The following is a 7,439-nucleotide window of genomic DNA, read 5'->3' as shown; positions in this document are numbered from 1 at the left end:
GGAGAGGGTTGGGGTGAGGGGACCATCCCCCACAACCCCAAATGTTCCACGTGGAACACCAAAAAACCCATCAAGCCCGAGGCTTGACCGTTCCACAATCATTCCCCAACCAAACCGCGCGAGTATTCATACTGCCCTTCTGCTGCGCCCCAGATGCGTTGAACGTACCGCTGACCGTGGTCAGAAACTCGCGATCGCTCAGAAATTGCGCCTGTCCCGCGCCCTGCGCCTTCGGACAACTGAATTGAAACTTCCAGACATTGCCATTGCGCTCGGTAATCTTCTGCGTGCACCCCGACTTGGGATCCTGCAGCGGAATATCGTTGGTCCGCACCTGCTCCGGGGTCAGGCAGGAGCGAATGCCATTACCACCCAGGGTAATGCCCTGGTTGGCCAGCACCCCTTCCATCATGGCCCGCTGTTCGGGGGGCAGCATCTTCAACTGCCCGAGCATGACCTGCATGTCCGGCAAGGCCTTGCCATCGACCTGCATGTTGCTGGTGGTCATTTCCCACAAGCCAGGCTGTAGCATCTGCGCCTGCGCAAGCGGCGCCGAAAGGGCACATGCCAAGGCAACCACCGGCCATTTGAATTTCATGGATACACACTCCTGAGGAACACGACGATAACGGATAGGCTGTGGATTTGACGCTGAAACGGCAGCCGAGTTGCCACGGTAAGAAAAACGCGACAACGGCCGCTGAACGTGGTCTGTTAGACACAGCGTATCAGGGGAGCCGTCGTGCAATGGACTTTCACAGCCCACTATTTTTTGGATACTTGTTTGGCCTGCTGCACGTGCTCGGGGTTGGCGCCGCCATCCATGCCGTGCTTACCGTACGCACTGCCCAAGGCTCGATCGCCTGGGCCTTGTCGCTCATGTTCATCCCTTATCTGACCCTGATCCCGTACCTGGTGTTTGGCCGCAGTACATTCGATGGGTACATCGATGCCCGACGCCAGGCGAACCGGGAAATGCATACCGCCATCGCGGATATGGACTGGCGCCCCTGGATAGAAGAAGCGCTGGCCGCGCGCAAGTCCCGCTCCTATGCCTCGCTGCGAGCAATGCCCAAACTGGGCCGCATGCCATGCCTGGCCAATAATCAGGTATCGCTGCTGATCAACGGCCACGCCACCTTCGAGGCGATCTTCGCAGCCATTCGCGATGCCCGGCAGGTGGTGTTGATCCAGTTCTTCATCATTCACGATGATCATATAGGCCGACAATTGCAGGGCCTGTTGTTGCAGAAGGCAAGTGAAGGCGTGCAGATCTACGTGCTGTATGACCGGGTCGGCAGTCATGCACTGCCCAAGGAATACGCCGACCGCCTGCGCGAAGCCGGCGTTCACGTCAAAGCCTTCGCTACCCAGAGCGGATGGCTCAACCGCTTCCAGGTCAACTTCCGCAACCACCGCAAGATCGTGGTAGTGGACGGCGTAAAAGGCTTCATCGGCGGTCATAACGTGGGCGATGAGTACCTGGGCGGCAATCCGAAACTGACGCCCTGGCGAGACACCCACATCAGTATCAGCGGCCCGGTGATCGCCTGCCTGCAGGAGTCCTTCGCCGAAGACTGGTTCTGGGCTGCACGGGAAATCCCGCCGCTGATACTGCCCGATGGCTATGAAGACGACGGCGTGCTTTGTCAGGTACTGGCCAGCGGTCCGGCGGACCCGCAGGAAACCTGCTCGCTGTTCTTCGTCGAGTCGATTCACGCGGCCAACGACAGGGTGTGGATAACCACCCCCTATTTCATCCCCGACGAAGCCGTGTTCGCGGCCCTGCGTCTGGCGGTACTGCGCGGTGTCGACGTGCGCATCCTGCTGCCATCGCGGCCCGACCACAAAGTGGTCTACGCAGCCTCCAGCCTGTTCGCCTTCGAGGCCGTACGTGCCGGGGTCAAGATGTTCCGCTACGGCCCCGGCTTCCTGCACCAGAAGGTGGTACTGGTGGATGACGAGATCACCGCCATCGGCAGCGCCAACATGGACAACCGTTCATTCCGCCTGAATTTCGAGATCATGCTGCTGACGGTCGACAAGGCGTTCACCAGCGAGGTCGAGAGCATGCTGCTGGAAGACTTCGCCCAGTCGCGCGAAATCGACGTACGCGACAGCAGAGAAACCCATCGCCTGCAAAAAATCGGCATGCGCGTCGCCCGCCTAATCTCCCCAATCCTGTAGCAGCGGCGTAAGCCGCGTCCCTCTCCCCACCCTACCCCGCTGCCAACCACGTCGGCCCATGACGCGGCTTACGCCGCTGCTACGGGTAGAGGTCGTCGCGGGTCCAGGGGAGGCCGGTGCGGCCATCGGTGTAGGGTTTGACGGCCAGAATCTGGTGGATGTTGATCCAGCCCCGGCCGAAGGCATAGGCACAGCCGGCCAGATACAGACGCCAGATGCGCAGCGCCTGTTCAGGCACCAGGGCCGCCGCCTTGTCCAACTGATTCTCCAGCCGGGAACTCCAGTGCTCCAATGTGCGAGCGTAGTGCAGACGCAGGCTCTCGACGTCAACCACTTCCAGCCCTGCTTCGCTGATGTGGCCGTCGATCATCGACAGATGGGGCAGCTCGCCGTGGGGAAATACGTACTTGCCGATGAACTCGCCGGCACCTCGACCCACCGGACGGCCGTCGGTGTGCCGGGCGGTGATGCCGTGGTTCATCACCAGCCCACCCTCGCGGACCGCGCCGAACAGTCGTTGACAGTACAGCGGCAGGTTGGCGTGACCGACGTGTTCGAACATACCGACACTGACCACCTTGTCGAAACGGCCGTCCTGGGGCAGGTCACGGTAATCCAGCAGCTGCAACTCCACCCGATCGACCAGACCGTCGGCGTTGACCCGCTCACGGGCCAGCTTGAGCTGCTCTGTGCTCAGGGTGATGCCGAAGACGCGCGCACCAAATTCACGCGCCGCAAATCGCGCAAGCCCTCCCCATCCACAGCCCACATCCAGCAGATAATCATCCTTCTGCAGGCGCAGCTTGCGGCACAGGTGCATGAACTTGTCCTGCTGGGCCTGCTCCAGGCTTTCGTGACCGGTATGGAAATAGGCACAGGAATAGGCCATGTCGCGATCCAGCCACAATTGGTAGAACGCGTTGGACAGGTCGTAGTGATAGGAAATCGACTCGGCGTCCGTCGCCTTGTCATGCCCTACCCGCTCGGGAACTGGGCCCTGCTCCTCCCCAAGCAGAGCATGGCTGAGTTCGTCGCACAGGCGAATCACTTCGCTGATCTCGCCTTCCATCTCGACCTGGCCTTCGACGAACGCCTTGCCGAGCTGATCCAGGCTGGGATGGGTGAGTTGACTGACGACCTGCGGGTCCTTGACCACGATGGTGACACTGGGGGTCGGCCCCAGGTTGAATTCGTGGCCATCCCAGAGGCGCAGTCGCAGTGGCAGTTGAAGGTTCTGCAAGGCCGATGGTATTTGCGCGAGCATAGGTGATCCCCCCGTATTCCAGACGTTCCACCTGAAAAGGTTAGTCCAAAACTCACGCCTGTCATGCTCCGTCCGCAAGGCTCGTAACATCACCCTACAGTTGCAGGCTTGTTGCCCCACACACGCGTCCCTAGCATTCAGGCTTTCCCCTCCCCGAGCCGCATGCGGCAATGCAAAGGACTGTTCATGAACCCCTACCCTTTCCTGCGAACCCTGGCGCCACGCGGCGAGCCCGAGAGCAACGACAGCTGCCTGACCATCAACGTCGCCGGCGCACCCCTGGGCCTGAGCAACCTGCTGGACCTTGTGGAACACGACATCAGCATCGATTACCGCCGGCAAGTGCATCGGCTCAAGTTCAGGAGCGGTGAAGAGCTGTATGTGCACTCCGACGGCCGTGGCGTCACGGTGCGGGGCTCCCGAGTGGATTTCGAACCGGACGCAGACCGTTCGAATGCCACCGTTATCTGCGACCCCGGTGCGCCCAGGTAGTCCACTGGCCAATGCGGGCGTTCAAACGTGGCCGCGACACAGGGCAAACATATCCAGACTGGGTTGGTAGACCTGAGTCTGCACGTCCAGTAGCCCCAGCATCGAATGGAACAGGTTGTCCTGACTCAGCGGCTGGGCGCGGGCCTGCTCCAGGCAGCGAGTGTTCAGACCGATATCCTTTTGATAGCCGGCAGAAAACCAGGCCAGCATGCCGATGTGTTTCTGCTGATCCGGTGCGAACAGATAAGGCGTCCCGTGCAGATACAGGTTGAATTCGCCGAGAGACTCGCCGTGGTCCGACAGGTAGACCATGGCCGTATCGACGCTGCCCTGGTGACGACGCAACACATCGATCAGACTCGACAGCACATGGTCGGTGTAGACGATGGTGTTGTCATAGCCGTTGACGATGCTGTCCTGGCTGCAGTCATTCAGGGCATTGCTCTGGCACACCGGCGTGAAGCGCTCGAAGGCCTTGGGGTAACGCTTGAAGTACTCGGGCCCGTGGCTGCCCATCTGGTGCAGGACCAGCACGGTATCGCGCTGCAAGGTATCGATATAGGCATCGAGGCCCTGCAACAGGATCTCGTCACGGCATTCACTGTGAGCGCACAAGGCAGGGTCGGTGGCCTTGCTGACATCCTCGATACCAATACGATCGCAAACACCTTTGCAGCCAGACTGGTTGTCACGCCAGCGCACGTCGACACCGGCACGCGTGAGCACGTCCAGCAGGCCCTCGCGATTCTGCACTTTGCTGGCGCTGTAGTCCTTGCGACCCAGGTTGCTGAACATGCACGGCACGGACACTGCGGTTTCGGTACCGCATGAGTGCACGTTGGGGAAAGCGATCACGCCTTCCTGCTGTGCCAGCTGTGGCGTGGTATCACGACCGTAGCCCAGGATGCCGAAATTGTCGGCCCGGGCACTCTCCCCTACCACCAGCACCGTCAGCGAGGGGCGTGGACGTGCCTGCACGCTCGCCAGGCGATGAGCATCTTCACCTACCTTCACGAAAGGCTCGCGGGCGGACACCACCTGCTCGCGAAGATACCCAGCGGTTGCGCCAATGACATTGCTGGGCACCACCATCAGGCGCAGCTCATGGTGATTGCGAAACAACGACGCCAGACCTTGATAGTTACCCCACGCTGCGGCGCCCACCAGGACAGCGGCGATGCCCAACAGGGCCAACCGGGCCGCCAGCTCCCTGGGCCAGGCTCGATAGGCCACGGGCGCTTTGTACAGGATCAGCGACGGGATGACGCCCAGCAAAACGATATGCCCGAGCAGGTTCAGCGACAGCAGGTCGCGCACTTCGGTGACATTGGTTTCAGCTACGTTGCGAAACATGCCGGCATCGATCATGACGCCGTAGTGATTCATGAAATAAGCCACCACCGAGCTGACCAGGCACAGAACGGCCAGCATGATTTTCTGCACATACGGAAAGCTCAGCAGGGTCAGCGCAATGAAGAACACCCCATACAGAATCACGGCGAAGGCACCGCGCAAATGAAGCTCCGACGTCATGGCGCCCAGTTGCTGCCATAACACCGAGTTGAACGCTGCCAACAGAAAGGCACTGGCCAGCAACGACACAAATTCAGGGCGAACGGGTCTGATACGCAACATGGGAGCCTGCGAAAAAGTAGACGTAAGGGGGGTGCGCCGCCCGCCTGGGATGGCGCTTTCATGCCAGCCACGATAGGCAGGCATCAATCAATAATTTGTGAAAAATGTCCCAACAAAACGCGGCGCAAGATGCCGTTTCTACGGCGCCTGGACACACAACTTGTAGCCCAACCCATGCACCGTGTGCAGCAGCGGCTCGGCAAAGTCCTTGTCCAATGAACGACGCAACATATGGATGTTGCTGCGCAGGCTGTCACTGCTGGGCGTGTCTCGCCCCCACAGCACTGTCTCCAGCTCCTGGCGTTTGACCAGGTGCGGACTTCGGCGCATCAACAGCTCGAGCAACTTCATGTGGGTGGGGTTGAGTTTCAGCAAGCGTCCACCGCGAGTCACTTCCAGCGTGTCCAGATCGTAGTGCAGATCCTCGACGCTCATCACCCGGCCGCCCTTGCGCAGCCGCCGTGCCGCCACGGCCTGGACGCGGGCCAGCACTTCCGCCATGGCAAAAGGCTTGGTGATGTAGTCGTCGGCGCCCATGGCGAAGCCCGTCAGGCGGTCTTCGAGTTCGTCGCGGGCACTGAGCATGACGATGGACACGTCGGACTGAGCATGCTCGCGCAGGCTTTGACAGATCACGTTGCCATCGATACCGGGCAACGTGATGTCCAGGATGATGGCGTCGAACGGTTGCGTCGCCGCCAGGTTCAGGCCGCGTAACCCATCCAGTGCGCCGACCGCTTCGTGGCCCTTGAGCTGCAAGTATTCAAGCAGGTTGTCATGAATGTCCTGATGATCTTCGATAACCAGAATCTTCATGGCGTTACGTTCCTAAACGGCGAAGCGGCTGTCGAGGCGCGTTGCACAGGTGCCTGCAAGGCAGCACGGCCGTAGAACAACAAGGCGGTAAACCAGGTGCTTAACCATACGAACAGGCCGGCCCACAGGGTATGCGACATGAAGTGCCAGCCCTGCAACACGCGTGTGGTGCCATAGATCATGCCCAGCACAACTACCCCCCAGAACACCACCCTGCTCCACCGCCAGCGGTAACGCCGAGCGATGAAATACAGCACGAACAGACTGAAAGCGCTGGAAGCGTGACCGCCTGGCCAGCAGCGACCCTCCCCAGGCCGCACCCACGGCTGAAAGTTCTCGAACCACAGGCTGTGCAGGTGCGTACCGCCATAGAGTGTAGTTTCCACCGGGCAATAGACGCTGGTGTGGCTTTTGAAGTAATGAATCACAGTGGTACTGATGGCGAACGCCACGACCATGTAGAGGAAATCCCGACGATGGCGGGCACACCATTGCAGCACGCTGGCCAGCCTGCCGTGCATCAGCACACGCATCAGCCGCGCCTCTCGCCGCGCAGCCACGGCAGCCCAGACCCATGACAGCAGGGCACCGACGATGGCCAGGGTACCGGTCAGGTTAGGCAGGATTCTGGCCCACTTGTGGGTCACCTTCTCGAACAGCCGATCATGTTGCAGCAGGAACTCGCCAGTGGCCGGATCATACAGGCGGTCGCTCAACAGGCGGTCCAGATGGGTGAGATCGAACGCCAGGAACACCCCCAGCGCCAACAGCAACGGCAGCCCCAGATTGACCAGATAGTAACGGCTGCGCGCACTCATCGCTGTGGCTCCAGCGCCAGCCCCTGGCACCGGGCAGGCGCAACGGCGCCGAGGATGCGCGCCGGGTTGCCGGTGCGCACAGGTTCAGGAGCCGCATGGGCTAGGAAATCGTCGATCGGGATGTACGCCATGGTATCGCTCGGTAGCAGAGGGATGTGGCGCCATTGGGAGTCAGCCTGAGTGGCACCACGCAAGTGGCGCCAATCTAGGGTTCGAGCAGTTGTAGA

7 protein-coding genes are annotated in these 7,439 nt (G+C 60.7%); 2 read left to right on the top strand and 5 right to left on the bottom strand.

The window, feature by feature from the left end:
• Positions 1–70 precede the first annotated feature (70 nt).
• Positions 71–598, bottom strand: a complete 528-nt coding sequence (locus B3397_RS15040) for a DUF3617 domain-containing protein (RefSeq protein WP_296251470.1) — start codon at positions 596–598, stop codon at positions 71–73.
• Between the two features lie 149 nt (positions 599–747).
• Between B3397_RS15040 and cls the strand changes: the two genes are divergently transcribed.
• On the top strand, positions 748–2,187 hold the full coding sequence (gene cls, locus B3397_RS15035) for a cardiolipin synthase (RefSeq protein ID WP_296251468.1): 1,440 nt from the start codon (positions 748–750) through the stop codon (positions 2,185–2,187).
• Between the two features lie 79 nt (positions 2,188–2,266).
• Here the strand turns inward: cls and cfaB are convergent, their stop codons facing one another.
• Entirely contained in the window at positions 2,267–3,451 is a 1,185-nt protein-coding gene (gene cfaB / locus B3397_RS15030; RefSeq protein ID WP_296251464.1) for a C17 cyclopropane fatty acid synthase CfaB, read from the bottom strand.
• A gap of 186 nt (positions 3,452–3,637) precedes the next feature.
• Between cfaB and B3397_RS15025 the strand changes: the two genes are divergently transcribed.
• Positions 3,638–3,943 carry a hypothetical protein gene (locus B3397_RS15025; RefSeq protein ID WP_296251462.1) on the top strand — a complete coding sequence of 102 codons (306 nt, stop codon included), beginning with the start codon at positions 3,638–3,640 and terminating at the stop codon, positions 3,941–3,943.
• Positions 3,944–3,964: 21 nt separating this feature from the next.
• Here B3397_RS15025 and B3397_RS15020 read toward each other — a convergent pair whose 3' ends face one another.
• The 3 genes from B3397_RS15020 to B3397_RS15010 all read right to left on the bottom strand — a co-directional run bounded on the left by B3397_RS15020 (position 3,965) and on the right by B3397_RS15010 (position 7,212).
• Positions 3,965–5,578: a phosphoethanolamine transferase gene (locus tag B3397_RS15020; protein WP_296251459.1), complete on the bottom strand. Its 1,614-nt coding sequence runs from the start codon at positions 5,576–5,578 to the stop codon at positions 3,965–3,967.
• A gap of 138 nt (positions 5,579–5,716) precedes the next feature.
• The gene (locus tag B3397_RS15015) at positions 5,717–6,394 is read right to left on the bottom strand and encodes a response regulator transcription factor (RefSeq protein ID WP_296251457.1); all 678 of its coding nucleotides are present in this window, start codon (positions 6,392–6,394) and stop codon (positions 5,717–5,719) included.
• The gene (locus B3397_RS15010) at positions 6,391–7,212 is read right to left on the bottom strand and encodes a phosphatase PAP2 family protein (RefSeq protein WP_296251455.1); all 822 of its coding nucleotides are present in this window, start codon (positions 7,210–7,212) and stop codon (positions 6,391–6,393) included. The genes B3397_RS15015 and B3397_RS15010 overlap by 4 nt, the downstream gene beginning before the upstream one ends.
• Positions 7,213–7,439: the final 227 nt, after the last annotated feature.

This window comes from Pseudomonas sp. UBA4194 (assembly GCF_002379585.1).
Lineage (GTDB): Bacteria > Pseudomonadota > Gammaproteobacteria > Pseudomonadales > Pseudomonadaceae > Aquipseudomonas.
Note: the sequence above shows the minus strand (reverse complement) of the source record. Positions and strands in the feature narration are given on the sequence as shown.

What these genes read in the sequence shown, in the direction of transcription:
- B3397_RS15040 (WP_296251470.1), bottom strand. Translation starts at nt 598, where the DNA reads ATGAAATTCAAATGGCCGGTGGTTGCCTTGGCATGTGCCCTTTCGGCG.
- cls (WP_296251468.1), top strand. Translation starts at nt 748, where the DNA reads ATGGACTTTCACAGCCCACTATTTTTTGGATACTTGTTTGGCCTGCTG.
- cfaB (WP_296251464.1), bottom strand. Translation starts at nt 3,451, where the DNA reads ATGCTCGCGCAAATACCATCGGCCTTGCAGAACCTTCAACTGCCACTG.
- B3397_RS15025 (WP_296251462.1), top strand. Translation starts at nt 3,638, where the DNA reads ATGAACCCCTACCCTTTCCTGCGAACCCTGGCGCCACGCGGCGAGCCC.
- B3397_RS15020 (WP_296251459.1), bottom strand. Translation starts at nt 5,578, where the DNA reads ATGTTGCGTATCAGACCCGTTCGCCCTGAATTTGTGTCGTTGCTGGCC.
- B3397_RS15015 (WP_296251457.1), bottom strand. Translation starts at nt 6,394, where the DNA reads ATGAAGATTCTGGTTATCGAAGATCATCAGGACATTCATGACAACCTG.
- B3397_RS15010 (WP_296251455.1), bottom strand. Translation starts at nt 7,212, where the DNA reads ATGAGTGCGCGCAGCCGTTACTATCTGGTCAATCTGGGGCTGCCGTTG.